This is a genomic window from Virgibacillus kimchii (assembly GCF_055379185.1).
The window spans coordinates 3,105,903-3,132,435 of record NZ_AP043951.1; the positions used below are offsets into that span (position 1 = coordinate 3,105,903).

The window sequence follows — 26,533 nt, forward strand, 5'->3', positions numbered from 1 at the left end:
CCACGCTAAGCTGTCCTTTCATATTAAATAATATATATAGTAAATTGGCAGAACCATAAAAATAGCCGGTAATAAATTTCCGATACGGATGTTGACAATTTTCAACAGGTTTAACCCAATTGCAGCAATTAACAAGCCGCCTACTGCTGTAATTTCAACAATCATTCCTTGTAATATATCTGCCGGTACCCACCGATCTATTTGAGTTGCCAATAGTGCAATGGTTCCCTGATAAAGAACAACCGGAAAAACAGATAAAATGACTCCAAACCCCAGTGTTGTCGTCAATACCAGTGCAACAAACCCGTCAATAAAGCCTTTTGTGACAAGTACTTCATGGTCTCCTCTCAGCCCGCCATCCAATGCACCAATGATCGACATGGCACCAACAACAAAGATTAAGGAAGCTGTTACAAATCCCTGGGAAACACTTACGTCATCCTTGTCATTGGCAAACTTCCTGCCAATCCACGTGCCAAATTGATTTAATCCTTCCTCAATCTTTAAAAACTCTCCAATTATGGCTCCTGACAATAGACTCAGCAAAACGATGACAATAACTTCGGTTGAAAAAGCCATTTGCAGTCCGATTAATGTAACCACAAGGCCGATACCGTGCATGACGGTTTCTTTATATTTTTCCGGTATTTTTGTAAAAAACAGGCCCAATATACTGCCTGCAATAATTAATATTCCATTGATTAACGTTCCATATAAAGCCATTTATCCATCTCCAACGTTTAAAATTCCTGATATGCAGCAGCAATTTCCTCTATTGCCCGCAAAAATATATCCACTTCTTCATTCGTATTATAATAATTTAAGCTTGCTCTTATAACTCCTTGATTTTCAGTATTCAGTATTTCATGCGTCAGTGGGCTGCAATGTAACCCTGCCCTGACCGCAATATCATAGTGGGAATCGAGTATTGTAGCTACTTCCTGTGAATCAATTTGATCTATATTAAATGCTGCTATGGGAAGTCTATCTGAACTGGGGCCCGGTCCATACACCTGTACATTCGGAATGGCGTTCAGACCCTTCAGCAGTTTATTTACCAATAATGTTTCACGTGGAACATTTTCATCCTTCCCAGCTTCAAATACTTTCAGCGCAGCTAACAGCCCGGAAATTCCAGGTGTATTTAGTGTGCCGCTTTCCATGAATTCCGGCCATCGCTCCGGTTGATCAGCAAGTTGCGAAAAACTCCCTGTTCCACCATGATGTATGGGAGTCAAAGGTACCTCCCCTTCCATAAGCAACATACCTGTTCCCTGTGGTCCAAGCAAACCTTTGTGTCCCGGAAAAACCAGCATATCTATTAACTGATCTTTCATATGGATGTCTATATGCCCCGCGGTTTGAGAGGCATCAACCAATGTAATGATATCCTGCTCTTTTACTGTATTCATCAAATCACCAAGAGGAAATACTGCACCTGTAACGTTAGAAGCATGGGTAATCGCAAGCAATCTTGTCCTATCATTTATTGCTCTCTTAACTTGGTCCGTGACTTGATTCTCATCCTCATGCCAATCAATATATGTAACATGTACGCCGTAATATTTTTCCAAATAAACCAATGGCCTGTGTATTGAATTATGTTCAAACGTTGTCGTAATAATATGATCTCCTGCATGCCAATTTAAACCTTTAATTGCCTGGTTAAGAGCCATTGTTGCATTCTGAAAGAAAACAGCTTTCTTTGGATCCGTACACCCAAATAGCGTGGCCGCTTTCTCCCTTGCCTGATGAATGACTTTTGCTGCTTCCCTTGCCAACCGGTGAGATCCTCTACCCGGATTGGCCCCTGTTTCCTTTATAGTTTTATACATAGCTTCCGTTACTTCCGGCGGCTTTGGAAAAGATGATGCAGCCTGATCAAAGTAGATCATGATCTCCCCTCCCCCTCTTACTAATTTCTTATTTTATTTGAAAAGAGCTAACGACTCCAGCGTTAGCTCTTTTGTCTATTACTTTTCCAATACATCAATAATCCGTTCGAGATCACTGTCATTATAAAACTCAATTTCAATTTTCCCTTTGCGCTTTCCACGTTGAATATTTACAGCTGTACCAAGCCGGTCCCGCAAGACAGATTCCTGCTCCTGCAAGAAAATATCCTTTTTCGGCTTTTCCTTTTTCTTTTTATTTTTCCCTTCATTCAACTTCACAATTAATTGTTCTACCTGTCTCACATTTAACTTTTCTTTTCGTATTTTATTTACAACAGGTAAAATTTGATTTTTATCTTTAACGCCAATTAATGCTCTTCCATGCCCCATGGACAATTCTCCATTATTAATATAGGCTATCACTTGTTCCGGCAAAGATAATAAACGGACTATATTGGCAATATGGGAACGGCTTTTTCCAAGCCTTTTGGAGAGCTCTTCCTGCGTAATCTCCAGTTCCTTCATTAAATTTTGGTAGGCATGAGCTTCTTCAATTGGTGTTAAATCCTCACGTTGCAGGTTTTCAAGCAAGGCCAGTTCCATCATATTTGCATCTGTAAGTTCTTTTTCAACTGCAGGAATAGTTTCCAACCCTGCTTCCTTGGCAGCACGGTAACGGCGCTCCCCAACAACAATTTCGTATCCTTTAATGCTTTTGCGAACTATAATCGGTTGAATGACACCATATTCCAGAATCGATTCCTTTAATTCCTCAATTGCATCCGCATGGAACGTTTTTCTCGGTTGATAAGGATTCGGCCTGCATTCTGAAATGGGAACTTCCTTAATCATATGATCGTCATGCTCTTCTATTTCCGGAAAAAAAGCATTTATCCCTTTACCCAACCCTCTCGCCATTGGCCATCACTTCCTTCGCTAATTCAAGATATACTTGTGCACCTTTTGATTTAGAGTCATACATAATGATCGGTTGTCCATGGCTTGGTGCTTCTCCCAACCGGACATTCCTTGGTATGATTGCCTTGTACACTTTGTCTTGAAAATACTTCTTCACTTCTTCAATAACCTGAATACCCAAATTGGTTCGTGCGTCGAGCATTGTAAGCAATACACCTTCAATCATCAATTTCTTGTTCAAATGTTTTTGAACGAGACGAATCGTATTCAGCAGCTGACTGAGCCCCTCCAAAGCATAGTACTCACATTGAACGGGAATCATTACCGTATCTGACGTAGTAAGTGCGTTTAATGTAAGGAGGCCTAATGAAGGAGGACAATCAATAATAATGTAATCATAGGTACTTTTCAGCTCTTCCAGTGATTTTTTTAAACGCACTTCCCTGGATATAGTTGGTACTAGCTCTATTTCTGCACCGGCAAGCTGAATAGTCGCTGGAATAATATCCATATTAGCTATAGCAGTTGGAACAACTACATGTTCTGCTGTCATTTCTTCTATAAGTACATTATAAATACAGTGTTTCACATCTGCTTTATTAATACCTGCCCCACTTGTTGCGTTTCCTTGCGGGTCTATATCAACCATTAAAACTTTATTCCCTAAATGTGCAAGGCTAGCACTAAGGTTCACGGAAGAAGTCGTTTTTCCTACTCCACCTTTTTGATTTGCTATTGAAATTATTTTACCCATGTTAAATTGACACCTTCCTAAACGATATAACTATTATTTTACCATTCTTTTAAACAAAAAGAATAGATATTTAGCATTTGTTAAGTATTTTTAATAGACATTTTCATATTTATGAGCTAAAAATACCCACCTTACTGATGGGTATTTCATTTACTAAACAATATTAAAAGCCATTTTGCTTAAAGCTGGTACCGATATAGAACCATCAACCCGAGAAAGATTCAGGATCATGTTTGTTATCTTTTCTTTTGCAGGAATAAAACAGTATATATAATATAAAAACTTCCATTACATAATAATTATAAATAAATTATTTCTGTTTCGGTATTTTTATCGTAATTTGATAGTAATCATCCAACTCTTTCTCATCTGATTCCACATTCATCCCTGTATCATTTACCATTGCCAACGATTGCCTAATTGTGTTCATGGCAATACGAACATCTTTATTGACGCCCTTCAACTGTGCCCGTTTTTTCTTTTGCTGATCTTTTGGGGCATTCAGTTTACTAATGCGTTCCTCTGTTTGTTTTACGTTGAGATCGGATTCGAGAATTTCGTGCAACAGTTTTACTTGCTGCTTCGGATCATCCAATTTAATCAATGCTCTTGCATGACGCTCGGTAATTTGTTTATTGAGCAGTGCTTCCTGTATTTCTTCTGATAACTTTAATAAACGAAGCTTATTGGCGATCGTGGATTGATTCTTCCCCAATCTTTGTGCCAAAGCTTCCTGTGTTAAACCATGCATTTCCAGCAATTTCGCGTAAGCATTTGCTTCCTCGATTACTGTCAACTCTTCCCGTTGCAGGTTTTCAATTAAAGCTACAGAGGCTATTTCCTTGTCGTTCATTTCTTTTATAATTGCAGAAACAAACTCCCACTCCAGCTTTTTGACCGCTCTCCATCTTCGTTCCCCGGCAATTAATTCATATTTTTCTTCCTCTGTATTTATTCTCCGAACGACAATGGGTTGAATCATGCCGTGAGTATGAATTGTTTGTGCCAGTTCCTGAATCTTTTCTTCACTAAATATGGAACGGGGTTGGAAGCGATTTGGTTCAATAGCATCAACCGGTATTTGCACCACCTCATCGGGATGGTAACCATCCAATTCCGATTCCGTTTCGGCATCTTTTTCACCCAAACCAAAGATCCGGTTAAAGGGTTTGACCATCAATTAACACCACCTTTTTACAATATAAAACAAAAATGTTTCACGTGGAACATTTTGCTTTATACAAGGGATATGAAACAAAACGAAGACTTTCACCAATAGTTTAGGCGAAAAGTCCACATAATGGGATATGTATGTAAGCAAATAATAAATCTACTTCTACTATTCTACCACAAATAACTGTAATTGAACATTAGTAAACAAGGCTTCCACCATAATTCAGTGGTGAAAGTCCGCTTATCTTCATCTTGCCTTCAAGCTACATAGTATACTTACACAATTGGGTCTTTATTCGGCGTTCCCGCTTTTCTTGGATATTTTTTTGGGGTTTTTCTTCTTTTATCGACAATAACTACAGACCGTTCACTTTTTTCTTCCGGCAAGGTAAATGTATGTGTATCTCTTATCTTTCCACCTAAAATCTCTATAGCAGTTGCAGCCTCTTCCAGTTCTTCCGAGACTTGGGATCCTTTCATAGCCAGAAAGATTCCATTCTTTTTCACTAAAGGTAAACAGAGTTCCGAGAGAACAGACATTCGCGCTACTGCTCTTGCTGACACTACGTCAAAACTTTCTCTGAAAGACTCATTTTTACCGAAGTTTTCAGCCCGGTCATGGTAAAATGCCACATCCTTCAAATCCAACTGTGTGGCCAGCTGATTCAAAAAATGAATCCGCTTCTTTAGAGAATCAACAATGGTCACCTTAATATGCGGAAAACAGATTTTCAGCGGAATACTTGGAAAACCTGCGCCGGCACCTACATCGCATATATCGACAGAATCCGCAAAATCATAATAAAAAGCTGCTGAAATGGAGTCAAAGAAATGCTTTTCGTACACATCTGCCTCTGATGTTAGTGCGGTTAGATTTATTTTTTCATTCCATTCCACCAATGTGTTGAAATAAATTTGAAATTGTTCGAGCTGTTTTTCGGATAAATGAATCCCCTGTTCTTTTAAATGTAAAGCAAATGTATTTGCGTTCATTTACGAGTCTCCTTATGTAAACGGGAAGTTTTCCAGTGTAGTAACCTTCCCTGTTTATTCATGGAAGCAGGCAGAAAATATTTTATTTCCTGCCTGCGCGAATCAATTTCATAATAGAGAAATTAGTATTGAAATCCGAACAAAGTTGATTTCCGTATTAACAAATTATAAGAGGTTTTTTGTTCGGATACTTAGTAAAAATAAGCAATTATGCAATTAACTCGTCCGATTGAATATTAGTTTGCCAACCTTGCGATATCTCCCTGTTCAATATAAACCAATAATATAGAAACATCTGCAGGGTTTACGCCGGAAATTCTTGATGCCTGGCCAACAGACAGCGGACGGATTTTTTTCAATTTTTCCTTTGCTTCTGTCGCTATACCGCTTATGGCATCGTAATCAATGTCTTCCGGTACTTTTTTATCTTCCATTTTCAACATACGATCCACTTGATCTTTTGCCTTCTTAATATACCCTTCATACTTAATTTGAATACCAACCTGCTCTTTAACTTCCTCCGGCAGATCAGCATCCGGCTGCAGGATCTTTTCAATCTTCTCGTAGGAAATCTCCGGCCGCTTCAGCAAATCGTATGCTTTCACTGCTTCCTTCAAAGCTTGAGCACCCGTTCCTTCCAGAAAATCATTTACATCCCCGGAAGGCTTGATAACCAATTTATTTAATCGTTTCTTTTCCTGCTCCACCAAACGATTTTTCTCCACATATTTGGCATAACGCTCCTCTGAAACAGTACCTGCATTATAACCAATTTCCGTCAGTCTGAGATCAGCATTATCATGACGCAGCAGCAAACGGTATTCGGCACGGGATGTTAACAGACGATATGGTTCATTTGTTCCTTTCGTCACCAAATCATCAATCATGACACCAATATATGCCTGAGAACGATCCAGAATAATGAGCTCTTTCCCAAATAATTTGGCTGCAGCATTCATTCCTGCCATAATTCCCTGGCCGGCTGCTTCTTCATAACCGGAAGTTCCATTGATCTGACCGGCGGTAAAGAGGTTCTCTATATTTTTTGTTTCCATTGTCGGCCAAAGCTGGGAAGGTACAACCACATCATATTCGATGGCATAGCCGGCCCGCATAATTTGTGCATTTTCCAGACCTGGTACAGTCTTAATCATTTCATGCTGTACATATTCCGGCAGTGAAGTTGATAATCCTTGTACATACACCTCGTCTGTATCTCTTCCTTCCGGCTCGAGGAAAATCTGATGCCGTGGTTTATCGTTAAAACGGACAATTTTATCCTCGATGGATGGACAGTACCTTGCCCCTGTTCCCCGCTGTACACCGGAATACATGGCAGACATGCCGAGATTATCATTAATCACCTGGTGCGTAAATTCATTCGTGTACGTTAACCAGCATGGGAGCTGATCCACAACACGTTCTTTTGTTTCATAGGAAAAATACTTGGGATTCTCATCTCCAGGCTGGATTTCCGTTTTGGAATAATCAATGGAATGGCTGATCACCCGTGGCGGCGTGCCTGTTTTGAAGCGGGTCAACTTAAATCCGAGCTCCTCCAGATGGTGGGAAAGCTTCAATGTTGGACGCTGGTTATTCGGTCCGCTTTCATATTCCACATCCCCGATTAATACTTTTCCGCGCATAAACGTACCGGTTGTAATAATGACAGATTCTGATGTGTAAACAGCCTTCGTTTCTGTAACAACACCTTTACATACGCCATCTTCCACAATCAGGGAATCCACCATCCCCTGGTGTAACGTAAGGTTTTCTTCACTTTCCAGCAGTTTTTTCGCTTCCTGCATATAAACATTTTTATCAGCCTGTGCTCTTAAAGCCTGCACGGCGGGACCTTTTCTCGTGTTGAGCATGCGCATTTGGATAAAAGATTTATCGATCAGTTTACCCATCACACCGCCAAGTGCGTCCACTTCTCTTACAACAATTCCCTTCGCCGGACCACCTATGGAAGGGTTGCATGGCATAAACGCAATCATATCCAGGTTCAGTGTAAGCATAAGTGTTTTTGCACCCATACGGGCAGCCGCAACGCCTGCTTCCATCCCTGCATGGCCGGCACCGACTACAATAACATCATAATGGCCTGCATTATAAGTCATCTTTTTCACCCTTTCTTTTTTCTTTATTATCGTTTCTTATTTTCCTAAACAGAACTGGGAGAACAGCTGATCAATCAGACTGTCACTGGCTGTATCACCAATAATCTCACCTAAAAACTCCCATGTTCTTGTTACATCTATTTGTACGATATCAAGCGGCATATCAAGATCAATTGCTTCCATTGCATCCTCGAGTGCCTGCTTGGCCTGTTTTAATAATTGTATATGCCTTACATTGGACACATACGTTAAGTCTCCACTATCTATCTCCCCGGAAAAAAATGTTTTGGCAATGGCTGCTTCCAGGTCATCAATTCCCTCATCTTCAATGAGGGAAGTAGAAATGACAGGATTTTCCCCGGCAAACTCCTTTACCTCATCCAAGGATAACTTTTGCTCTAGATCTGTTTTATTTATGATGACGATATATTCCAGACCTTCAATTGCTTCGAAAAGCTTTTTGTCTTCCGCTGAAAGCCCCTCATTATAATTCAGAACAAACAAGATAAGATCTGATTCCTTCAGCACCTGCCTGGATCGTTCCACTCCGATTTTTTCAACAATATCTTCTGTCTCCCTGATGCCGGCAGTATCCACAAGTCTTAACGGCACCCCTCTAACATTGACATACTCTTCAATAATATCTCTCGTCGTTCCGGGAATCTCTGTGACAATTGCTTTATTCTCCTGGACGAGCGCATTCATGAGGGAGGATTTTCCTACATTTGGCCGGCCGATAATTGCTGTGGCAAGCCCTTCTCTTAAAATTTTCCCCTGCTTTGCCACCTGCAGCAATTCCTCAATTTCCTGATGCACTTCCTTTGTCTTCTTTTGCATCATATCATGGGACATCTCTTCCACGTCATCATACTCCGGGTAATCGATGTTTACTTCCACATGGGCAACGGTCTCCAATAAATCCTGACGCAGCCGCTGAATCAGACCGGACAAGCGACCGTCCATCTGTTTCAGTGCAACAGACATCGCCTTATCCGTCTTTGCACGAATCAGATCCATGACAGCCTCTGCCTGAGATAAATCAATACGTCCATTTAAAAAGGCGCGTTTCGTAAATTCTCCAGGCTCAGCGAGTCTTGCTCCCTGACTTAAAGCAATCTCAAGTACCCGATTCACAGAGACAAGTCCACCGTGACAATTGATTTCAACAATATCCTCACGGGTAAATGTTTTAGGTGCGCGCATAATGGAAACCATTACTTCCTCAGCAACCTCGTTGGTTGCCGGATCTATAATTTTTCCATAATGCATCGTATGGGAATCAGCTTCTGTAATGTTTTTCCCTTGAAAAATTCCCGCGGCCATCGGGATGGCCTCAGGGCCGCTCAACCTTACAATCGAAATGGCTCCTTCACCGATCGGTGTGGATATTGCTGTAATTGTATCTGTTTCCATCTGCTGCACCTCCTCTTCTTCACATAATCCTCCTGTTAGGAGTCAAATTTATATATCAATCAGTAACTGATTCATTTTATAGTCACTAACAAAATAGAATATCATAAATGCCGGGAAAAATAAAGTTGTCCACAGAAACAAACAGCAAAAAAACCGTCTGTCCCCATGTGAATAAAGGGAAGACGGTTTTTTATGAAGATATCAACATGTTAATTACTTTTCGGCGTTTTTTCCTGATCTGTCAATCGTTCCATCTTTATACGTATTCTCCACTTGCTCGCGCGTCATGGATTTTTCTTCTTCCTTCTCCTGATGTTCCGGATGATATGCTTTTCCTGCATTTGCTTTTTCCTCATGATCAGTTTGTTCCCTGTTTTGCATGATTCATATCTCCTTCCTATAGAGGCTTATTAATATTGAATTCCCTGCTAAACCAAAAATAAAACGAGGCTGGGACATAACTTTAACGTCTAGAAGAAAATTCGAACAAATCATGGTGATAGAGTATCACCGGCCGCTCCGGGAATACGCTTCGCTTTCACCACGGGCACAAGTGCGACATCTGGGACTGCGCTAAATGCTCGTCCCACCGAAAAGCATTAATCAAACTCCCGTTGGTCGTTTTCTTAGTGTCTTCTTTGCCGCAGGCGGCTGATGAGCCTCCTTGCCCCGACAAGGGGTATGCCGACGTTGCCCGCAAAGGGCGTTTTTAGTCGGCCTTCATTAATGTTGCCCTGCGGGGTCTCATCGATGCCTTTTATCCTGCTGGACAAGTAACGCTTCGGCAGCATTACATCGCACGCAGAAAATGCATAGCATTTTCAAGGAGTCTCCGTATATTCCCGGAGCTGGGCAAGTGGTTTGTTTGGTTTTTTCTCCAATAAAATTAGTTATGTCCCAGCCTCGTAAAGAGTTAATTTCTAATTTGGTTTTATGACAATATGGCGATGCGGCTCCGTGCCATCGGAATGCGTTGTAATGTTTTCATTTCCCTGCAGTGCGCTGTGAATAATTTTACGTTCAAAAGCAGGCATGGGTTCCAAGGCCACCTTTTTATTCAGTCTGACCGCTTTATCAGCCATTTTCCCAGCAAGGGATTCTAAAGTTTCTCTTCTTCTGCCCCTGTAGCCCTCTGCATCCAGGGTAACAGAATAATACTCATCAGTATCTTTATTTAAAGCGAGATGTACCAGATATTGAAAGGCATTTAAAGTCTGGCCGCGCTTACCGATTAGCAATGCAATATTTTCCGCACTCATCTCGAAGGTGACGTGATTTCCTTCTACCGTGGTAGCTATGTCCACATCGACATTCATATTTTTTGTCACTTCATGAATAAATTTTTCTGCTTCTTCAATTGGATTTTTTTTAATTTTTACTTTTACATAAGCCCGCTTGGAACCAAAGACACCAAGCAACCCTTTTTTACCTTCATCGATGACTTCAATTTCCACTCGGTCCCTTGACGTGTTTAACTGCTCTAAAGCTGATTGGACCGCTTCTTCAACTGTTTGTCCACTAGCAGTTATTTCTCTCACTTTTTGACGCCTCCAGTTTTCGCAGAATTCGCCATCATTGGTCTGCGGATTACTAATGTTTGAGCAATCATAAAGAAGTTACCAATTACCCAATATAAAGCCAGTGCTGCCGGGAAGAAAAAGGCAAACACACCTATCATAATCGGCATTACCCAAAGCATGACCATCATTTGCGGATTTTGCGCCGCTGCAGATCCTGCCATCATCAATTTTTGCTGCAGCCAGGTGGTAACACCAGTAATAATTGGTAAAATAGGATCTACAGACCCAAGTTCAAACCATAGAAAATTATGTGTACTGATTTCAGTTGTACGCGTAATAGCATGAAACATGGCAATTAAGATCGGCATTTGCACAAAGATCGGCAAACAACCCGCAAGTGGGTTTACACCATGTTTTTGGAATAGTGCCATTGTTTCCTGCTGTAATTTCTGCTGGGTATTGGCATCTTTTGAACTGTATTTTTGCTGTAATTCCTTTAGCTCCGGCTGGATTTCCTGCATTGCCTGCGAGCTTTTCAATTGTTTTATGTTCAATGGCAAAAGCACCAAACGGATAATTATCGTCACAATAATAATTGACAGGCCGTAGTTTTCATTAAATGATTCGGCAAAAAACGTAATCAGCCATGACAAAGGATAAACGAAATAACTATTCCAAATCCCTTCACTTTCAGATGTAATCGGCTGGTCAATTTCTGTACAACCGGCAAGGATTGCTACGGCAAACAATAATCCCGCAAGCAATAAATACTTTTTACGCAAAATCTTTCCTCCTAACTGTATTACAAAGCCTGTATTACAAGCCATTAGATCAAAACGGATGAAAATCCGGTGTAAATACCTAACTTTATCTCCATATAATTACTATCAACCCTAATGAAGACCAGCAGTAAAATATAAAATATAATATATAATAGAAAAGATAATGTCATGCTTCTATCTGCTATTTTAGCTTATATGACTATAATATTCTATACTAAACAACAACTATTTTTTAAATAACTGTTCTTTATGTATTAAATGACCCAGGCTTTTTTTTATCTCTGTAAAATTCATATTTTTTGCCGGCTGTCTGGCAATGATCACGTAATCGTACTCTTGTTTAATTTCATCTTCCAGTTGTTGAAAAGCAGTGCGAAGGTAGCGCTTTATCCGGTTTCTCGTTACTGCATTGCCTATTTTTTTCCCCACAGACAATCCAACTCTAAAATGAAGCTGCCCAGGCTTTTTCACGTAATAGATGACAAGCTGCCGATTTGCAAAAGACTTCCCCCGTTTAAAAACCTGTTGAAATTCCTCGTTTTTTTTAATTCTGAATTCCTTTTTCATTCCATATCACCTTAGCAAATTCTACTTCAAGCCTGTCCATTTGTTTCTATTTATTATATCAGCTTGCAAAATGCAGCTGGGATCCATCCATAAGAAAAACTCTCATTTAATCGTATTTTAGTGACAGTATTCATCTACACAGGACTTAAAAAAGATAGCTGAGTTGAATCCACTTCTCAGCTAACATTATATTTTCCTAAAGTGGAAAAAGACCACTGAAATGTCAGTGGCCTATGCAGATAATACTTTTCTTCCTTTACGGCGACGACGGGCAAGTACTTTACGTCCATTTTTCGTACTCATTCTAGCCCGGAAGCCATGCACTTTTTTACGTTTACGGTTATTCGGTTGAAATGTTCTTTTCATTTATTCTGCACCTCCTGAAAAGGATGTAAAATCCAAAATTAACAATCATCCATAAGACAGTCTTTGTAATTATACGTAATGAAGATAGCATCTGTCAACATTGATTTAATGAATGGAATCATGCAAATAAATCCAGCTGTCAAACTTTCCTACATATAATAAAAAATTCATGCTTATTATTCATCCACTCCATCTATATTTCAATCTGCCCCCGTCCTCCTGAAAACAAACTGATCGGGCATCTTCATTTCTTCCAGAAAACACCCCTGTTATACAACAAAACAAAATCAAGTTGCCCGGTTTTGAAATTTAATTTCATTTCCCCCAGTTTATTATTATATTTAGTTGGTGCAGCACAAAAAGGTTTATCCACATACCTTGTTCGCAATAATTTTCCACATTTTTTTCATCCACAACAATTATCGACAGGAAAATCACAAAATATAGTGCTCTTAACGAATTTTGTATACAACCTGTTGAAATTGTGGATAAGTGTCGAAAAAACGTTGCAGCAACAGCTTTTTTCTGATATTATAATTGTGTTTAACTCTGTTGACCATCCACCTTCGAAATAAAGTTATCTACAGTTTGTGGATATACTGTGGATATTTATACACATACCATAGTATAATGTTATAAACAAGTTTGTGGAAAAAGTTTATAAGTAAGTATAAGTCTTTGATGGTCCATTTCATCTATCCACAACTCTAATTATCTTTCAGCAGGAAATAATTATACTGCTTCTATTCAAATAAAATATTGTAATAAGAGGTAAATACGATAAATTTAGTACAATTTTACAGCATGCCTTTTTCATCTTTATGAGATAGAGAGAGGCTTTTTCTGTCATTGGGGAAAGTTATACTTTTAATCCCCTTTATTTAATTATAGCTCACCGAAAGGAGTGAAGAACCGATTGGAAAATATAAATGATTTATGGGTAGCAACATTGGAAAAAATCGAAGAAAAAATAAGCAAACCAAGCTTTGAAACATGGTTGCAGTATACGAAAGCAGAAGGACTGGACGGGGACACACTCATTATATCCGCACCGAACGAGTTTGCCAGAGACTGGCTGGAAAACCAGTACACACAATTTATTTCTGAAATATTACTCGACATTACCGGCACCGAACTACATACGAAATTCATCGTACCGGACAGCAGTATAGACGAGGAAAATAATGAAGAAATGCAAAAACCGGATCCGAAAGCAAACAGAGGCAATGAAACACATAAAACGATGCTGAATGATAAATACACATTTGATTCTTTCGTAATCGGTGCAGGTAACCGATTTGCCCATGCTGCATCTCTTGCTGTAGCTGAGGCACCGGCCAAAGCGTATAATCCACTTTTTATTTATGGCGGTGTAGGACTTGGTAAAACCCATCTGATGCAGGCGATAGGTCACTACGTTCAGGAGCATGATCCTGATGCCAAGGTTGTCTATTTATCATCAGAAAAATTTACGAATGAGTTTATTAACGCCATCATGGATAACCAAACAACTGCTTTTCGCAACAAATACCGTAATGTAGATGTTTTATTAATCGATGATATTCAATTTATTGCAGGTAAGGAATCCACCCAGGAGGAGTTTTTCCATACCTTCAATACGTTGCATGAGGAAAGCAAACAAATTATTATTTCCAGTGACAGACCGCCGAAGGAAATTCCAACACTGGAAGACAGGCTGCGTTCCCGGTTTGAATGGGGGCTAATAACAGATATTACCCCTCCGGATCTGGAAACAAGAATTGCCATTCTGACTAAAAAAGCAAAAGCAGAAGGACTGGATATACCAAATGAAGTCATGCTTTATATTGCCAATCAAATAGATACCAATATTAGGGAACTGGAGGGTGCCTTAATTCGCGTTGTGGCCTACTCATCACTTGTAAATCAGGATATTGATGCTTCCCTTGCAGCAGATGCGCTAAAGGATATTATTCCAAGCAGCAAACCGCGTGTTATTACCATTCAGCGGATTCAGGAGACAGTTGGAGAAAAGTATAGTGTAAAGCTGGAAGAAATGCTTGCAAAAAAACGAACGAAAGCTATTGCCTTCCCAAGACAAATTGCCATGTACTTATCCAGGGAATTAACCGATTCCTCCCTGCCAAAGATAGGGGAAGAATTTGGCGGACGGGATCATACGACAGTAATCCATGCCCATGACAAAGTAAGCAAATTAATGGAAAAAGACACTGAACTAACCAAAGAAATAGAAGAGTTGAAAGAACAGCTGAAATCAATCTAAATATAAACTGTGAAAAGATGTTAATAAAAAAATAAAAGCATATACAGGTTGTCCACATGTGAATAACTTGCGTACAGCAACCAAACATCATTTATCCACAGTAACCACAGCACTTATTATTATTACTGTATTCTTTATTAAATAAAATAATATATAGAACTTCCATTTTGAGGAGGAAAACTTAAATGAAATTTATTATTAATCGACAGAAATTAATATCTGGCTTGCAGGATGTTATGAAAGCTGTCTCATCCAGAACTGTGGTACCCATTCTTACAGGGGTAAAACTGGAAGCAACGAAACAAGGAATTACTTTAATTGGAAGTGATTCTGACATTACCATAAAATACTTTATTCCTGCTGAAGAAGACGATAAAGTCATTGCAGAAGTTATCGAAGAAGGAAGTATTGTGCTGCACGCAAAATATTTTCCCGACATTATCCGTAAATTACCGGAAGAAACAGTAGAGATAGAAATGGCTGAACAATTAAAAGTGGGGATACGTTCAGGAAAATCCAGATTCCATCTAAATGGACAGGATCCGGATGAATATCCATTGCTTCCCGAACTGCAGACGGAAGACAGTTTTGAAATATCCACAAGTACATTAAAAGCATTAATTAAACAGACTGTATTTGCGGTGGCCACGATGGAAAGCCGTCCCATACTGACTGGTGTGCAAATGAAACTGCTGGATAATAAGCTGACGTTCTCCGCAACGGACAGTCACCGGCTCGCTATGCAGGAAATTCCAATATCCGATTCCGAGACAGAAATTACAAGTTTGGTTATCCCCGGAAAAAGCCTGAATGAATTGAATAAAATACTTTCGGATAACGAAGAAAAAATAGAGATCAGTGTAACAAACAATCAAATTCTCTTCCGTACGAAAAATTTATACTTCCTATCCCGGCTGCTGGATGGAAAATACCCGGAGACGTCACGGCTCATTCCTGAAGAAAGCAAAACTGCACTGCAAATAAAAACGAAAGATCTGTTGCATACGATTGATCGTGCTTCCCTGCTTGCCAAGGATGACCATAATAACGTAGTAAGACTAATAACAAAAGACAATCAACATGCAGAGATAACGAGTAATTCTCCGGAAGTCGGTACGGTGACGGAAGAAATCGGCATTCAGTCGATGGAGGGAGAGGATCTGAAAATCTCCTTCAGTTCAAAATATATGATGGATGCGTTAAAGGCGATTGGTTTTGACGAAGTGAAAATAGAATTCACCGGCGCCATGCGGCCATTTATCATCCGACCGGTAAATGGGGAAAGCATTCTGCAGTTGATCCTGCCGATACGGACATATTAGTAAGAATCCTTTGGCAGAAATAGAAAAATCTCCCTTCCAATGAAAAATCAATTCTTATTGTTAAATTGGCGGCTGGGACATAACTTTTTTTCGGAGAGAAATCGAAACAACCCACTTATTCAGCTCCGGGAATATACGGAGACTCCAGCAGGAGAAAAGGCATCGATGAGACCCCGCAGGGCGCCACGCGCCCGAGGAGGCTCATCAGCCGCCTGCGGCAAAGAAGACACTAAGAAAACGACCAACGGGAGTTTGATTAGATGTCGCACTTGTGCCCGTGGTGAAAGCGAAGTATATTCCCGGAGCGGCAGGTGACACTCTATCCATTGATTATTTCGTTTTCTTTGAGACTTTAAAGTTATGTCCCAGTCTTTTTCTTACAATACGTAAATTCTTTACATTATTATTAAATTTAACATTCTGTATATTATAACGAATCAGAATGTTATTCTCTCCACTCCTTTCAACTTTCCCTATCTTTTAAAAGTAATTTAAAGGCGAAATAAGCCATATTGACTAAAAAAAGGGGTAAACCTTTCATTAAACCAAAAACTTTAGTAAAATAGGTTTATAAGACTTCTATCGGTAATATACTAATAAATAAACAATAGAATCGGTGATGAAATGCATGAAGAAGTAAACATAAATACGGAATATATTACACTGGGCCAATTTATTAAAGTCATCAACATTCTGGAATCCGGTGGAATGGTAAAGCTCTTTCTCCAGCAGGAAGGTGTCATCGTAAACGGAGAACAGGAACATAGGCGGGGAAGAAAGCTGTATCCCGATGACTTGGTGGAGATAGAAGGCATCGGTTCCTATCTGGTTACAAAAGAGGATTAGATATGCATATCGAACAGCTTTCCTTAAAAAATTACCGGAATTATGAGAAACTCGATATTTCTTTTGATGATAAGATCAATGTCATTATCGGGGAAAATGCCCAGGGAAAGACAAACCTGATGGAGGCTATCTATCTGCTTGCATTCACTAAGTCCCACCGGACATCAAGAGAAAAAGAACTGATTCACTGGGAAAAAGAATATGCTAAAATAGAAGGCAGGATTACAAAACGGAACCAAAACTTCCCGCTGGAAATTATTATTTCGACAAAAGGAAAAAAAGCGAAGCATAATCATTTGGAACAGCATCGGCTAAGTGATTATATCGGTGCCTTGAATGTAGTAATGTTTGCTCCGGAGGATTTGACCATTGTTAAAGGAGCACCGCAAATACGAAGGCGATTCATGGATATGGAGCTGGGACAGATCCAGCCAACCTATGTTTATCATTTGGGACAGTATCAAAAAATATTAAAACAGCGAAATGCTTTATTAAAACAGCTGCAGCGGAATATTCATGGGGATAGAAGTATGCTGCAAGTTTTGACCGATCAGCTTATATCCCATGCGGCAACTCTTTTGGAAAGACGATTTGTATTTCTTGAGTTATTGCGGAAGTGGGCAAGTCCCATTCATTACGGAATCAGCCGGGAGCTGGAGAAATTGGAAATCGCCTATGCTCCAACGATGGACGTATCAGAAAACGATGATAAAGAAAAAATAGCATCTATTTATTTAAATAAATTCCATGAAGTGCAGGAAAAAGAAATCGAACGCGGCACCACGTTAATTGGTCCGCATCGAGATGATTTATTGTTTTATGTTAACGGAAAAAATGTTCAGGTTTACGGGTCCCAGGGTCAGCAGCGGACCACTGCTCTATCCGTGAAGCTCGCTGAAATCGAACTGATTTATAACGAAGTCGGTGAATATCCTGTTTTACTTCTGGATGATGTATTAAGTGAATTGGATGATTACAGGCAATCCCATCTTTTAAGCACCATCCAGGGAAAAGTTCAGACATTTGTCTCAACGACAAGTGTGGAGGGAATTAACCATGAAACATTGAAGAAAGCGGAACTCTATCATGTCAAAGATGGGAACATAGATACATAATGCTGGAGGTAATATGATGTTCATACACATTGGGAACGATAATGCGATAAGATCCTCGGATGTCATCGCTATTTTGGATTATAATTTAATTTCATCTTCCACCATTATGGAAAACTTTATGGAAGGGTCGGAAAAAGAAGGAAAGATTGTCGGACCGGAAACAGATGCCAAGTCAATCATGGTCACAAAGGATAATATTTATTACAGTACATTGTCGATCACCACACTGAAAAAACGAGCCAGCATGATCTCCACGATTGACAAGCTCGATGATTTTTCGGAAGAACTATAATAAATTGATTTGCAGTTTTTATACTAGAGAAAAATATTCCATCCCTCCCCGATCTTCTTCGTAATTCGGTTTTATACCGGGAATAGGCGCGATGTGGAAGGGGAATGTTCATCTTTTTATATAAAAACAAAATTACAGTTTTTATTCAGATAGAAATGGAAGTGAAATTATGTCAATGGAAGATAATGTTGCAAAAAATCAGGCATATGGTGCAGAACAGATTCAAGTGCTGGAAGGACTGGAAGCAGTTCGCAAGCGGCCGGGGATGTATATCGGTTCCACCGGTGAAAAAGGACTGCATCACTTAGTCTGGGAAATTGTGGACAATAGTATCGATGAAGCACTGGCAGGCTACTGTGACCAAATTGATGTCATTATTGAAAAAGACAACAGTATAACTGTCAGAGACAATGGTCGCGGGATCCCCGTTGACATTCAGAAAAAAACAGGCAGGCCAGCCCTTGAGGTAATTATGACCGTGTTGCACGCCGGGGGTAAATTCGGCGGCGGCGGTTATAAAGTTTCCGGCGGTTTGCATGGTGTAGGTGCTTCTGTCGTTAATGCCCTTTCATCAAAATTGGAAGTATATGTCCACCGTGATGAAAAAATTCATTATCTGGAATTTAATAAAGGGGTGCCGCAGGGAGAGATCGAAGTCATCGGAGAGACGGATATTACCGGCACGGTTACACATTTTATCCCGGATACGGAGATTTTCACCGAATCCAATGAATACAGCTTTGATATTTTATCCCAGCGTTTGCGTGAATTGGCATTTTTAAACAAAGGCCTGACGATCACAATTGAGGATAAGCGCTCAGACGGTGAACAAATCAGCTATCACTATGAAGGCGGCATCAGCTCCTATGTGGAGTTTATTAACCGCACAAGGGAAGTCCTCCACGAGCCTTTTTATGCGGAAGGCATAGACCAGGGAATTGCCGTCGAAGTGGCGATTCAATACAATGACGGGTTTGCAAGCAATCTATACTCTTTTGCCAATAACATTCATACGTACGAAGGCGGGACCCATGAATTTGGTTTTAAGACCGGTTTGACGAGAGTTATTAATGACTATGCAAGAAAAAATAATTTATTTAAGGAGTCCGATCCCAACTTATCCGGAGAAGACGTGCGGGAAGGGTTAACAGCAATTGTATCCATTAAACACCCAAACCCCCAATTTGAAGGACAGACGAAAACCAAACTTGGAAACAGTGAAGTACGCACAGTAACGGATCATGTGTTCAGCGAAATGTTTTCCAAATTTTTATTTGAGAATCCGTCTGTTGCCAAGATTGTCGTTGAAAAAGGATTAATGGCTTCCAGGGCCCGGGCTGCAGCCAAAAAAGCGAGGGAATTGACCCGCAGAAAAAGTGCATTGGAAGTATCCAACCTGCCGGGAAAGCTGGCGGACTGCTCCTCCAGGGATGCAGAAATCAGTGAGCTTTATATTGTGGAGGGTGACTCTGCCGGCGGTTCAGCCAAACAGGGACGGGACCGGCACTTTCAGGCCATCCTGCCTCTCAGGGGTAAAATTCTTAACGTGGAAAAAGCCCGTTTGGACAGAATTCTATCCAATAATGAAGTGCGTTCCATGATTACGGCTTTAGGAACGGGTATTGGCGAAGATTTTGATATCACCAAAGCACGTTACCATAAAGTAGTTATTATGACAGATGCAGATGTGGACGGAGCCCATATCCGCACTTTATTATTAACCTTCTTTTACCGCTATATGCGTCCTTTGATTGAGTACGGCTATATTTATATTGCTCAGCCGCCACTGTATAAGATCCAGCAGGGAAAAGCTGCTTATTATGCATACGATGAAAGGGAAATGGAGCGGATACTGGAAGAGATTCCAAAATCACCGAAACCCGGCCTGCAGCGTTATAAAGGTTTGGGGGAAATGAATGCGGAACAACTCTGGGAAACAACAATGGACCCGGAAAACCGTACATTGCTCCAAGTGGAATTAAAAGACGCCATAGATGCGGATCAGATCTTTGATATGTTGATGGGCGATAAAGTGGAACCGCGGAGAAACTTTATTGAGGAAAATGCCCAGTATGTAAAAAATCTCGATATATAGATGTTGGGAGCAGGAGACCAAAATCAATCTAACTCCCGCTGCTAAACTCTTTACTTTTACAGGTGTTTGAAAGACAAGACTTAATTCTTGGTCAGAGTGGAAGTCTGGATAAGAAATCGTCTTATTTGCCGGTTTCCCCTATCCTGCTTCTAGCCACTGATCAGTGGGAAACGCAATGAGCGTTTTCTTATAGGAGGTAGTGAAATGGCAGAGGAACAACGGCCAAATGTTCAGGAAATTAATATTAGTAAAGAAATGCGTACATCATTTTTGGATTATGCCATGAGTGTAATTGTATCCCGCGCACTGCCGGATGTGCGGGATGGATTAAAGCCTGTCCACCGCAGAATATTATATGCAATGAATGATCTCGGTATGCATGCAGATAAAGCATATAAAAAATCTGCACGTATCGTCGGTGAAGTGATCGGTAAGTATCACCCCCACGGAGATTCGGCAGTTTATGAAGCCATGGTAAGAATGGCACAGGATTTCAGTTTTCGGAATATGCTTGTCGATGGTCACGGGAACTTTGGATCCGTGGACGGGGATTCAGCAGCAGCGATGCGGTATACAGAGGCAAGAATGTCGAAAATTTCCATGGAGTTATTACGGGATATTAATAAAGACACGATTGATTATGCGGAAAACTACGATGGTACTGAACATGAGCCGGTAGTTTTTCCTGCTCGTTTTCCGAATCTACTCGTTAACGGTGCTGCAGGGATTGCCGTAGGAATGGCGACCAATATCCCGCCGCATAATCTCGGAGAAACCATTGATGCTGTATTGGCTGTCAGTCAAAACCCGGACATTACCATCGATGAATTGATGGAGGAATATATTCATGGACCCGACTTTCCAACCGGAGCGCAAATACTAGGCAGGAGCGGCATTCGAAAAGCCTATGAAACAGGAAAAGGCTCCATAACGATTCGGGCAAAAGTAAATATTGAAGAAAAGGCGAATGGAAAAGCAACCATTATCGCCACAGAACTGCCTTTCCAGGTAAATAAAGCGAAACTGATTGAAAAAATTGCCGAACTCGTGCGCGATAAACGGGTTGACGGTATTACGGATCTGCGGGATGAATCCGATCGAAACGGAATGCGGGTCGTGATTGAACTGCGCCGGGATGTCAATCCGAATGTAGTTTTAAATAATTTATACAAGTACACTGCACTCCAGACTACGTTTGGTGTAAATATGCTGGCACTTGTGGATGGACAGCCTAAAGTGCTGACGATAAAGCAATGTCTGGAGCATTATCTTGATCATCAGATCGTCATTATTAAACGACGGACGGCATTTGAATTGCGTAAAGCAGAGGCAAGAGCACATATTCTGGAAGGGTTAAGGGTTGCTCTTGATAATCTTGATGAAGTAATTTCTTTAATACGCAATTCCAAAACAGCGGAAGTTGCACGTGATGGGCTAATGAATAATTTTGACCTGACGGAAAAACAGGCTCAGGCAATTCTTGATATGCGACTGCAGCGGCTTACCGGCCTGGAACGGGAAAAAATTGAAAATGAGTACAATGAATTAATGAAATTAATTGATGAATTAAAAGCGATTTTAGCCGATGAGGAAAAAGTGCTGGAAATTATTCGTGAAGAACTGACCGAAATTAAAGAAAAGTATAATGATGAACGCCGTACGGAGATCCTGATGGGCGGTGCTAACTTCTTTGAAGATGAAGATCTGATTCCCGAAGAAAGTATTGTTATTACATTGACGCATAAAGGATATATTAAACGATTGCCATCTTCTACGTACCGGACACAAAAACGCGGCGGCCGCGGCATTCAGGGAATGGGGACAAATGAAGATGATTTTGTTGAGCATTTGGTTTCCACTTCCACGCATGATACTATTTTGTTCTTTACGAATAAAGGGAAGGTTTATAAAGCAAAAGGTTATGAAATTCCCGAGTTTAACCGGACGGCAAAAGGAATTCCCATTATTAATCTTCTCCGGGTGGAAAAAGGCGAATGGGTGAATGCTGTTATTTCTGTGAATGAGTATAAGGAAGATGCCTTTTTATTTTTTACCACGAAGCATGGGATTTCCAAGCGGACGAGCCTTTCCCAGTATGCCAATATTCGAAAAGGCGGACTCATAGCTGTCGGGTTAAGGGAGAATGACGAACTTATTTCCGTACGCTTGACAGACGGTAACCAGCATATGATGATTGCTACGAAAAATGGATATCTTATCCGTTTTCCGGAAGATCAGATTAGATCCATGGGAAGAACGGCAGCCGGGGTAAAAGGTATATCACTCCGGGAGGATGATGAAGTGGTTTCCATGGAGATATTGCAAAAGGATGCAAATATCCTTCATGTAACGAGCAAAGGATACGGAAAACAAACGAATGAAACGGAATACCGGATTACGAATCGCGGCGGCAAGGGTATTTACACCTGTAATCTGACGGAAAAAACAGGCCATGTTGTTGCCGTAAAAGCAGTGGATGGGGATGAAGACCTTATGCTGATTACAATTGCAGGGGTATTGATCCGCATTCCGGTCAAGGATATATCTGTAACTGGACGCAACACAATGGGTGTGCGCTTAATTCGCCTCCAGGATGAGGAGGAAGTCGCCACCGTTGCCAAGGTGGATATGGAAGAGGAAGAAGAGGAACTGGAAGAAGAGCCAGAAAGTGATGAGGAAACCGAAGAATAAGATAGTCTTCAGACGAGCGTATTCGCCTCGTCCGAGGAGATTGTATTTGTTTCCATGGGAAAGAGGCTGGGACTTAACTTTAAACTATCGAAGAAAATCCGAACAAATCATAGTGATAGAGGATCAAATGCCGCTCCGGGAGTATACTTCGCTTTCACCCGGGCGCGTGGCGCCCTGTGGTGTCTCATCGATGCCTTTTATCCTGCTGGACAAGTAACGCTTCGGCAGCATTACATCTTCGTGAGAAAATGCATAGCATTTTCAAGGAGTCTCCGTATATTCCCGGAGCTGGGTAAGTGGTTTGATTGGGTTTTCTCTGATAAAATTAGTTATTTCCCAGCCTCTTATATATACAAAATAAGATTTTTTCTTTACGACAGAAATGGCAAAAAAGCATGAAGATTAACATGCCTGCTTTACGAAAACAGGTGCTTCCTTTCCTGGTACGAATGAATGATATGGAGAAGCAATTGCATGTACTCCATCAATACAGCAAAAGAGAAGATTACTTTTTCCATCATAGTATTGCTGTTAGTGTCTTCTCCACTTATGTAGGAAAGAAGATGGGATTTAAAAAAGGAGAATGGCTGCAGATTGGCATTGCTGGTTTATTAAGTAACAGGAGGGTTGGTAAAACTGGAGCGAAGTGGCAAACACATTTGTGCATATTTTTATGGACCAGGACGATCCTCTGCACCCAATTGTCCGGTTGCCTGATGAGCAAATTATCCCGTTGCAGCAACAGACATCTGTCTTCATTGAAGAAATTGTTGGATGAACGGGAATGAATCGTCATCAAGCTTCTTCTTTTACGTTATGAAAGAAAAAATTTTAACTGAGATCATAAGGATAAGAAAAACTGACGCATTCACTTAAAGGCGAGCGAATGCGAGTTTTTCTAATAATTCATTTTCCAGCAATTCAGGCATTTTTTTCTGCGTACATTGCAGAAAACCGAGAATAAAGGGGTAATCTGCTTCTGTCTTTACAGTAAAAAGATCCCCCCACCATTCTGTTTCATACCGGGAAAGCATGCTTAAATTATATAATAATAAATAGTGAACCATGATTTCAGAAACAGGTAAGCACCATTTTCTGTCTGCCGGAAAATAAAGAGTTTGATTTGCAGCATGAATATAAAAAGGTGTCTCTTTTTCTTTTACAGGATATGCCATTTCCATCCGGATCTTTTCCCGATCAGAATCAGTGTATTTTATATTTGGTACCACTAGCGTTGCATTAAAAAGTAAAAACAATGTCAATCAATAAATCTGGTAGCTTCAGTTATTTAGTTCAATTTTCTGATAAATACCTAGTTTTATTCGAGAAAAAAAGTTAATATGCTTTAAAGGTAGCCCTTCATCCATTTTTAGAATTTTATATATTTATTAGTTAACTGGATCGTAGCTTAGATCATCTAAGTGCAAAACCTCCTCTGATTCGTATTGTGCCAAGGTTTCATTAAAAACCTTTTCGTGGTCCAGCCTTCGTCGTCCATTGGATGATCGTTCTGGTTTCCTGAATAATTCGGAAATAAAAAATGTCATGGATTGTGACCAGAAATCACGGGTCCAACGCAACATTTCGACTAAAGTTCCTTCATAGCCCAACTTGTTTTTCATTAACAGGGTTAGGCAGAAAGTAATCATAGCTATTAGTATTTGATTGTATACAGCGTTTTCACTCTTTCCATACAGTTTTTTGATAACCAGATGTTGCTTTATCCATTTGAAAAACAATTCAATTTGCCAGCGATGCCGGTAAATATCACTGATTTCCTGTGCACCGACGGTTGCATCGTTACACACAATTCGGATCTGGTTCCCTTCGCTGTCTACAGTTTCTATTAACTGCAGCGGATTCTTCATGTTTCCAATCTTCACGATCGCATGCCTGGAGATTGAAGAATCCTCATCTACCGGCAATTCCTCGATGACATTTACAACAGTATTCGATTTAATTCTTGTGGCAAACCGGATACCTTTTTCACAATAATAATCAAACTTAGCAAAGTTGAAATAACCTCGATCGAAGACATGAAGGACCCCTTTATCCGGCACAATTAATGAATCCAACTGAGTTTCATCAGCAGGTCTTGCAGGGGTAAGTATCATATCATTTGGATAAGAGATATCATCACAAAAGACGATGGAAGTATGCATCTTCACTCCCGCTTTTGTCTCCCGAAAATCTGCCCATTCATATTGGCTGAGACACATGGAAATGGTCGATGAATCAATCAGATGAAGCTTTCCAAGTGATTTGTCTGTCATTGTTGGGCCAAGTATTTGGTGCAGCTTTTGAATTAAATGATGCAGGATCGCCTGAAAAATCTCGGGTGGAATATCTCCATTTTTTCGAGAGAGTTGTGATTTACTAATGCTCTCTATACCAACAAGTCTTTGCACCGTTTTCTTTCGTTTAATCGTATCACTTATCCGCTTCAGACTATCTAAGTTTTTTAACTGGGCATAGATAAAAGCATTCGTAAACGTAAGTACATCAAGCTTTTTGACGTATTTGTCAACTTCGGCATGATCAATCATTTTTTGTATTACCTTTGAATCTAATGGATGAATGTATTCCTTGAATACAGTTTTTATGGTATTATTGTCCATGGTTTCTCCTTATAGTTAGGGATTTGGACAGGACTACCATACCCTAATTATAAGGTTTTTTTAATGGATTTTAAAGTGAAAAGATCTAATATTACCAACTTTCAAATAAAATATTTTACTTGATTTTTTAATATTATTTTCCTGCAACGCTAGTGATTTGGTACATATTTTTTTAATTTGTTAATAAAAGCTTTCTCAGTCAGATGATAGCTATCCAATAAGGAAATCGGAAATGCAAGCAGTGGTGAATTCAATTTCCCGACAGGAATCATTCTTTCCCTGTTTTGAAAGTGAAATAAGGGGAGCATTTCCGGAATGAGTCCCAGAAGGTCTTGCATGCTGATTTTCTCAAAAGGGATATGTTTACTGGCCAGAAGATGTGTAGCCATATAGGGAAATAACCCGTTATGCTGAATTTTTACTTCATCCTTCATAAAGGAGTAATTCTTTTTCTTCCGTTTTCTGGCTGTGACTCCGTGTGCCAGCTGACTGGTGGATTCCGGGTATTCTGGACGTACGGTTAATAGGCATGCTTTAATGAGGTGAATCATGCCGTAAAAATACAACATAGGCTGCATGATGGGAGAGGTTTCTATCCCTTGTTCATACATGCGCAAGCCATGGTCAAGATAATACATGAACCCGCGGCAATTTTCATAGCTCTTTTTCTCCGCATCAACATCTTCCAACTGCTGGTAGCAATGATACAAATATTCGCGGGATGTTTCCTCGGATTGTAAATGAGTAAAAAACATATATTTTTCCTGCATATTATTCCTCTCACTAT

The 26,533-nt window shown here is 40.2% G+C and carries 24 protein-coding genes; 8 read left to right on the plus strand and 16 right to left on the minus strand.

What is annotated here, in order from left to right; genetic code table 11:
- Positions 1-18: 18 nt before the first annotated feature.
- The 13 genes from ACZ42C_RS14835 to rpmH all read right to left on the minus strand — a co-directional run bounded on the left by ACZ42C_RS14835 (position 19) and on the right by rpmH (position 12,504).
- The gene (locus ACZ42C_RS14835) at positions 19-723 is read right to left on the minus strand and encodes a DUF554 domain-containing protein (RefSeq protein WP_461181927.1); all 705 of its coding nucleotides are present in this window, start codon (positions 721-723) and stop codon (positions 19-21) included.
- Positions 724-740: 17 nt separating this feature from the next.
- Positions 741-1,895 carry an aminotransferase class V-fold PLP-dependent enzyme gene (locus ACZ42C_RS14840; RefSeq protein WP_461181926.1) on the minus strand — a complete coding sequence of 385 codons (1,155 nt, stop codon included), beginning with the start codon at positions 1,893-1,895 and terminating at the stop codon, positions 741-743.
- A 78-nt stretch (positions 1,896-1,973) separates the two neighbouring features.
- A complete protein-coding gene (locus ACZ42C_RS14845; RefSeq protein WP_461181925.1) occupies positions 1,974-2,813 on the minus strand; it encodes a ParB/RepB/Spo0J family partition protein in 840 nt (279 codons plus the stop codon).
- Positions 2,794-3,567 (minus strand): ParA family protein, encoded by a 774-nt coding sequence (locus tag ACZ42C_RS14850; protein ID WP_461181924.1) that lies wholly within the window; start codon positions 3,565-3,567, stop codon positions 2,794-2,796. The genes ACZ42C_RS14845 and ACZ42C_RS14850 overlap by 20 nt, the downstream gene beginning before the upstream one ends.
- 310 nt (positions 3,568-3,877) lie before the next feature.
- On the minus strand, positions 3,878-4,744 hold the full coding sequence (gene noc / locus ACZ42C_RS14855) for a nucleoid occlusion protein (RefSeq protein ID WP_461181923.1): 867 nt from the start codon (positions 4,742-4,744) through the stop codon (positions 3,878-3,880).
- A 272-nt stretch (positions 4,745-5,016) separates the two neighbouring features.
- Complete coding sequence (rsmG, locus tag ACZ42C_RS14860) at positions 5,017-5,733, minus strand: 16S rRNA (guanine(527)-N(7))-methyltransferase RsmG (RefSeq protein ID WP_461181922.1); 717 nt, start codon at positions 5,731-5,733, stop codon at positions 5,017-5,019.
- Positions 5,734-5,969: 236 nt separating this feature from the next.
- Positions 5,970-7,856 (minus strand): tRNA uridine-5-carboxymethylaminomethyl(34) synthesis enzyme MnmG, encoded by a 1,887-nt coding sequence (gene mnmG / locus ACZ42C_RS14865; RefSeq protein ID WP_461181921.1) that lies wholly within the window; start codon positions 7,854-7,856, stop codon positions 5,970-5,972.
- Positions 7,857-7,892: 36 nt separating this feature from the next.
- Positions 7,893-9,269 carry a tRNA uridine-5-carboxymethylaminomethyl(34) synthesis GTPase MnmE gene (gene mnmE / locus ACZ42C_RS14870; protein WP_461181920.1) on the minus strand — a complete coding sequence of 459 codons (1,377 nt, stop codon included), beginning with the start codon at positions 9,267-9,269 and terminating at the stop codon, positions 7,893-7,895.
- A gap of 213 nt (positions 9,270-9,482) precedes the next feature.
- A complete protein-coding gene (locus ACZ42C_RS14875; RefSeq protein WP_461181919.1) occupies positions 9,483-9,650 on the minus strand; it encodes a DUF4025 domain-containing protein in 168 nt (55 codons plus the stop codon).
- Between the two features lie 539 nt (positions 9,651-10,189).
- Entirely contained in the window at positions 10,190-10,807 is a 618-nt protein-coding gene (gene jag / locus ACZ42C_RS14880) for an RNA-binding cell elongation regulator Jag/EloR (RefSeq protein WP_461181918.1), read from the minus strand.
- Entirely contained in the window at positions 10,804-11,571 is a 768-nt protein-coding gene (gene spoIIIJ, locus ACZ42C_RS14885; RefSeq protein ID WP_461181917.1) for a YidC family membrane integrase SpoIIIJ, read from the minus strand. Before spoIIIJ ends, jag begins: the two co-directional genes overlap by 4 nt.
- 225 nt (positions 11,572-11,796) lie before the next feature.
- Positions 11,797-12,138: a ribonuclease P protein component gene (gene rnpA / locus ACZ42C_RS14890; protein ID WP_461181916.1), complete on the minus strand. Its 342-nt coding sequence runs from the start codon at positions 12,136-12,138 to the stop codon at positions 11,797-11,799.
- A 231-nt stretch (positions 12,139-12,369) separates the two neighbouring features.
- Positions 12,370-12,504, minus strand: a complete 135-nt coding sequence (rpmH, locus tag ACZ42C_RS14895; protein ID WP_010094630.1) for a 50S ribosomal protein L34 — start codon at positions 12,502-12,504, stop codon at positions 12,370-12,372.
- A gap of 916 nt (positions 12,505-13,420) precedes the next feature.
- On the opposite strand from rpmH, the gene dnaA reads away from it, so the two are divergent.
- From dnaA to ACZ42C_RS14935, 8 genes are all read left to right on the plus strand, one after another.
- Positions 13,421-14,767 (plus strand): chromosomal replication initiator protein DnaA, encoded by a 1,347-nt coding sequence (gene dnaA, locus ACZ42C_RS14900; RefSeq protein WP_461181915.1) that lies wholly within the window; start codon positions 13,421-13,423, stop codon positions 14,765-14,767.
- A 185-nt stretch (positions 14,768-14,952) separates the two neighbouring features.
- Positions 14,953-16,089: a DNA polymerase III subunit beta gene (dnaN, locus tag ACZ42C_RS14905; RefSeq protein WP_461181914.1), complete on the plus strand. Its 1,137-nt coding sequence runs from the start codon at positions 14,953-14,955 to the stop codon at positions 16,087-16,089.
- A 624-nt stretch (positions 16,090-16,713) separates the two neighbouring features.
- Positions 16,714-16,935 (plus strand): S4 domain-containing protein YaaA, encoded by a 222-nt coding sequence (yaaA, locus tag ACZ42C_RS14910; RefSeq protein WP_461181913.1) that lies wholly within the window; start codon positions 16,714-16,716, stop codon positions 16,933-16,935.
- A gap of 2 nt (positions 16,936-16,937) precedes the next feature.
- The gene (gene recF, locus ACZ42C_RS14915) at positions 16,938-18,050 is read left to right on the plus strand and encodes a DNA replication/repair protein RecF (protein WP_461181912.1); all 1,113 of its coding nucleotides are present in this window, start codon (positions 16,938-16,940) and stop codon (positions 18,048-18,050) included.
- A 16-nt stretch (positions 18,051-18,066) separates the two neighbouring features.
- Positions 18,067-18,342 (plus strand): extracellular matrix regulator RemB, encoded by a 276-nt coding sequence (gene remB, locus ACZ42C_RS14920; RefSeq protein WP_461181911.1) that lies wholly within the window; start codon positions 18,067-18,069, stop codon positions 18,340-18,342.
- A gap of 169 nt (positions 18,343-18,511) precedes the next feature.
- On the plus strand, positions 18,512-20,437 hold the full coding sequence (gene gyrB, locus ACZ42C_RS14925; RefSeq protein WP_461181910.1) for a DNA topoisomerase (ATP-hydrolyzing) subunit B: 1,926 nt from the start codon (positions 18,512-18,514) through the stop codon (positions 20,435-20,437).
- A gap of 204 nt (positions 20,438-20,641) precedes the next feature.
- Positions 20,642-23,128, plus strand: a complete 2,487-nt coding sequence (gene gyrA, locus ACZ42C_RS14930; RefSeq protein WP_461181909.1) for a DNA gyrase subunit A — start codon at positions 20,642-20,644, stop codon at positions 23,126-23,128.
- 395 nt (positions 23,129-23,523) lie between these two features.
- Positions 23,524-23,916: a hypothetical protein gene (locus ACZ42C_RS14935; protein WP_461181907.1), complete on the plus strand. Its 393-nt coding sequence runs from the start codon at positions 23,524-23,526 to the stop codon at positions 23,914-23,916.
- 84 nt (positions 23,917-24,000) lie between these two features.
- On the opposite strand, the gene ACZ42C_RS14940 is transcribed toward ACZ42C_RS14935, so the two are convergent.
- The 3 genes from ACZ42C_RS14940 to ACZ42C_RS14950 all read right to left on the minus strand — a co-directional run bounded on the left by ACZ42C_RS14940 (position 24,001) and on the right by ACZ42C_RS14950 (position 26,516).
- Positions 24,001-24,357 (minus strand): YaaC family protein, encoded by a 357-nt coding sequence (locus tag ACZ42C_RS14940; protein WP_461181963.1) that lies wholly within the window; start codon positions 24,355-24,357, stop codon positions 24,001-24,003.
- A 159-nt stretch (positions 24,358-24,516) separates the two neighbouring features.
- Positions 24,517-25,746 carry an IS4 family transposase gene (locus ACZ42C_RS14945; RefSeq protein ID WP_461183821.1) on the minus strand — a complete coding sequence of 410 codons (1,230 nt, stop codon included), beginning with the start codon at positions 25,744-25,746 and terminating at the stop codon, positions 24,517-24,519.
- A gap of 149 nt (positions 25,747-25,895) precedes the next feature.
- Positions 25,896-26,516: a YaaC family protein gene (locus ACZ42C_RS14950; RefSeq protein ID WP_461183728.1), complete on the minus strand. Its 621-nt coding sequence runs from the start codon at positions 26,514-26,516 to the stop codon at positions 25,896-25,898.
- Positions 26,517-26,533 lie beyond the last annotated feature (17 nt).

Excerpts from the sequence above, each read along its gene's own strand:
- ACZ42C_RS14835 (WP_461181927.1), bottom strand. The coding sequence starts at position 723 with ATGGCTTTATATGGAACGTTAATCAATGGAATATTAATTATTGCAGGC.
- ACZ42C_RS14840 (WP_461181926.1), bottom strand. The coding sequence starts at position 1,895 with ATGATCTACTTTGATCAGGCTGCATCATCTTTTCCAAAGCCGCCGGAA.
- ACZ42C_RS14845 (WP_461181925.1), bottom strand. The coding sequence starts at position 2,813 with ATGGCGAGAGGGTTGGGTAAAGGGATAAATGCTTTTTTTCCGGAAATA.
- ACZ42C_RS14850 (WP_461181924.1), bottom strand. The coding sequence starts at position 3,567 with ATGGGTAAAATAATTTCAATAGCAAATCAAAAAGGTGGAGTAGGAAAA.
- noc (WP_461181923.1), bottom strand. The coding sequence starts at position 4,744 with ATGGTCAAACCCTTTAACCGGATCTTTGGTTTGGGTGAAAAAGATGCC.
- rsmG (WP_461181922.1), bottom strand. The coding sequence starts at position 5,733 with ATGAACGCAAATACATTTGCTTTACATTTAAAAGAACAGGGGATTCAT.
- mnmG (WP_461181921.1), bottom strand. The coding sequence starts at position 7,856 with ATGACTTATAATGCAGGCCATTATGATGTTATTGTAGTCGGTGCCGGC.
- mnmE (WP_461181920.1), bottom strand. The coding sequence starts at position 9,269 with ATGGAAACAGATACAATTACAGCAATATCCACACCGATCGGTGAAGGA.
- ACZ42C_RS14875 (WP_461181919.1), bottom strand. The coding sequence starts at position 9,650 with ATGCAAAACAGGGAACAAACTGATCATGAGGAAAAAGCAAATGCAGGA.
- rnpA (WP_461181916.1), bottom strand. The coding sequence starts at position 12,138 with ATGAAAAAGGAATTCAGAATTAAAAAAAACGAGGAATTTCAACAGGTT.
- rpmH (WP_010094630.1), bottom strand. The coding sequence starts at position 12,504 with ATGAAAAGAACATTTCAACCGAATAACCGTAAACGTAAAAAAGTGCAT.
- dnaN (WP_461181914.1), top strand. The coding sequence starts at position 14,953 with ATGAAATTTATTATTAATCGACAGAAATTAATATCTGGCTTGCAGGAT.
- yaaA (WP_461181913.1), top strand. The coding sequence starts at position 16,714 with ATGCATGAAGAAGTAAACATAAATACGGAATATATTACACTGGGCCAA.
- recF (WP_461181912.1), top strand. The coding sequence starts at position 16,938 with ATGCATATCGAACAGCTTTCCTTAAAAAATTACCGGAATTATGAGAAA.
- remB (WP_461181911.1), top strand. The coding sequence starts at position 18,067 with ATGTTCATACACATTGGGAACGATAATGCGATAAGATCCTCGGATGTC.
- gyrB (WP_461181910.1), top strand. The coding sequence starts at position 18,512 with ATGTCAATGGAAGATAATGTTGCAAAAAATCAGGCATATGGTGCAGAA.
- gyrA (WP_461181909.1), top strand. The coding sequence starts at position 20,642 with ATGGCAGAGGAACAACGGCCAAATGTTCAGGAAATTAATATTAGTAAA.
- ACZ42C_RS14935 (WP_461181907.1), top strand. The coding sequence starts at position 23,524 with ATGAAGATTAACATGCCTGCTTTACGAAAACAGGTGCTTCCTTTCCTG.
- ACZ42C_RS14945 (WP_461183821.1), bottom strand. The coding sequence starts at position 25,746 with ATGGACAATAATACCATAAAAACTGTATTCAAGGAATACATTCATCCA.
- ACZ42C_RS14950 (WP_461183728.1), bottom strand. The coding sequence starts at position 26,516 with ATGCAGGAAAAATATATGTTTTTTACTCATTTACAATCCGAGGAAACA.